We start from the raw sequence: 2957 nt of genomic DNA, 5'->3' as shown, positions 1-2957 counted from the left end.
GTGTGCCGGACCCGCCCGCAGGACACCACCGCCCCGGCCGACCACGGTCTCCTGCACGGCCTGGCACCCGTCCTCGGCCTCGAACTCGGCGCGGGCTGGGGCGGCGTCGTCGACCTGCCCGCGGACCCCACCGGCGCGGATCTCGACGCCCTACTGCACTTCGTCGCCCAGGAGAGCGACGGCGCCGCCGCCGGGAAACCGGCCGAGGACCGGGCCGCCGTCCGCGACGGCCCCGTCCTCGTGGCCCGCCTCGTCGAGACCGCGGCGTCCGCCGAGCCGCTGCCCGTCGTCCCCGAGGCCACCTACGTGGTCACCGGCGGCCTCGGCGGCGTGGGCCGTGAGCTGACCGCCGAGCTGGTCGCCCGAGGCGCCCGCCACCTCCTGCTCGTCGGACGCCGCCCGCTGGACGACCTGGCCCCCGAGGCACGGGCACTGCTCGACGAACTCGGTGCCGAGGGCGTCGAGTCGGTCTACCGGCCCGACGGCTGCGACACCCCGGAAGCCGTGCGGGCCGTGTGTGCCGCGCTGGAGGGCATGCCGCCCGTGCGCGGAGTGCTGCACGCGGCGGGCACGCTGGAACGCGTGCCGGCCGAGGAGACCGGCGTCATGGAGTTCGCCGCCGCCCTGCGCGGCAAGTTCGCCGGGGCGTGGCTGCTGCACCGGGCCTCCCTCGACTGGCCGCTGGACTTCTTCGCCACGATCTCGTCGGTCTCCGCCGTGTGGGGCACCGACCGGTGCGCCGGCTACGCGGCGGCCAACGGCGGACTCGACGCGCTCGTGGCCCACCGCACGGGCCAGGGCCTGCCCGGCGTCAGCATCGCCTACGGCCCCTGGGACCTGGGCGAGTCGGGCATGGCCGACTCCGCCAGCCGGGACACCTTCGCCCGGCTGGGCGTGGGCGCCCTGGACGCGGGCACCGGCCGGGCCGCGCTCGCCGCGTTCCCCTCCCTCGGCGGGCACGTCGTCGTGTGCCCGCTGGACATGGGCCGGTTCCGCTCGGTCATGTCCCGCTTCCGGGACCGGGGCCTGTTCTCCGAGGACCTCCCGGAAGACGAGGACGAGGGCGGGGCGGGCGAGCGTGAACCGTCGGTCGTGGGCGACCTGGCGGCCGTGCCCGAGCGGGCCCGGCCCGCCGCCGCCCGCATCCACGTGGCCCGGATCGTCGCCGGCCAGCTCGGCTTCGACTCGCCGGACGCCGTCGGGGACGACACCGGCTTCTTCGACCTCGGGCTGGACTCGATCATGGCCGTGGACCTGGTCGGCAGACTGGGCCAGGCGTTCGAGGTGACCCTGCGCGCGGCCGACGTGTTCGACCACCCCACGGTCGCCCGGATGGCGGAATACCTGACGACCGCCGCGCCGGCCGCCGTCCCGACGCCGGCCGCCGCCCCCGCGGCCCCGCCGTCCACCCCGACCGCCCTCTTCGCCCCTGACACCACGCCGGACGACACCTCCAGGGACGACACCCCCAGGGACGTCACGCACGAGCCGATCGCCGTCGTCGGCATGGCCGGCCGGTTCCCGCAGGCCGACTCCGTCGACGACCTGTGGACCCTGCTCCGCGAGGGCCGCGACGCCGTCGGCCCGGTCCCCGAGGGCCGGTACGACACCGCCGCCTTCCACGGCGACGGCGGTGAGCCCGGCCGGATCACCACGGACCAGGGCGGCTTCCTCACGGACGTCGCACGGTTCGACGCCGCCTTCTTCGGCATCCCCGCCCGCGAGGCGGAGAACCTCGACCCGCAGCAACGGCTCCTCCTGGAGTCCGCCTGGCACGCCCTGGAGGACGCGGGCACCGACCCGCACGCGCTGCGCGGCACCCGCACCGGCGTCTTCGTCGGCATCAGCTACGCCGACTACGCCCGCGTGCTCGCCGGACCCGGCGCCGAGCACCTCGACGCCTACTACAGCACCGGCACCTCGCTCAACGCCGCCGCGGGCCGCCTCGCGTACACCCTCGGGCTGAACGGCCCCGCGATGGCCGTCGACACCGCCTGCTCGTCGTCCCTCGTCGCCCTGCACCTCGCGGTACGGTCCCTGCGCGCGTGCGAGTCGGACGCGGTGCTGGCCGGCGGTGTCAACGTCATCCTCGACCCGATGGCCTCCGTCTCCGCCAGCCGCGCGCACATGCTGTCGCCCGACGGCCGGTGCCGGACGTTCTCGGCCGACGCCAACGGGTTCGTCCGAGCCGAGGGCTGCGGTGTCCTCGTCCTCAAGCGGCTCTCCGACGCCCGGCGCGACGGCGACCGCGTGCTCGCCGTGATCCGCGGCACCGCCGTCAACCAGGACGGCGCCTCCTCCGGGCTCACCGCCCCCAGCGGCACCGCCCAGCGGTCCCTGCTCGCCGACGCCCTCGCCGACGCCCGCGTCACCGGCTCCCAGGTCTCCTACCTGGAGGCGCACGGCACCGGCACCGCCCTCGGCGATCCCATCGAACTGGGCGCCGCCTGGCGGGTGCTCGGGCCGGACCGCAAGCCCGGCGAGCCGCTGCACATCGGGTCCGTCAAGAGCAACATCGGGCACTGCGAGTCCGCCGCCGGCATGGCGGCCGTCATCAAGACCATCCTCGCCCTGAGACACGATCTCATCCCGGCCAACCTCCACTTCACGGAACCCAATCCGCATGTGGACTGGTCGGAGATGAACGTCCGGGTGGTGGACACCCCCACCCCCTGGCGTTCCGGCACAGCTCCGCGCGTGGCCGGCGTCTCCGGTTTCGGACTCACCGGGACCAACGCGCACGTGGTGCTCGCCGACGCGCCGACCGGAGTCACAGCCGCCACGAACGGCGACCCGGTCGGCGGCCCCCACCTCATCCCCCTGTCCGCCCCCGACACCGCGGGCCTGGAGCGGCTCACCGAAGCCTGGCGCGAGCGGCTGACCGCCGCCGGCGACGAGGAACTGGCGGTCCTGCCCGCCGCCGCGTCCACGGGCCGCTCCCACTTCCCGCACCGCCG

The 2957-nt window shown here is 75.8% G+C and carries 1 protein-coding gene; it reads left to right on the top strand.

What is annotated here, in order from left to right:
• Nucleotides 1–2957 (top strand): type I polyketide synthase (locus ACVNF4_RS34470; RefSeq protein WP_461806803.1); only part of this gene is annotated, 2957 nt, incomplete at both ends.

It is taken from the genome of Streptomyces sp. S6 (assembly GCF_054880855.1).
This window is presented reverse-complemented; position numbering and strand designations above follow the sequence as displayed.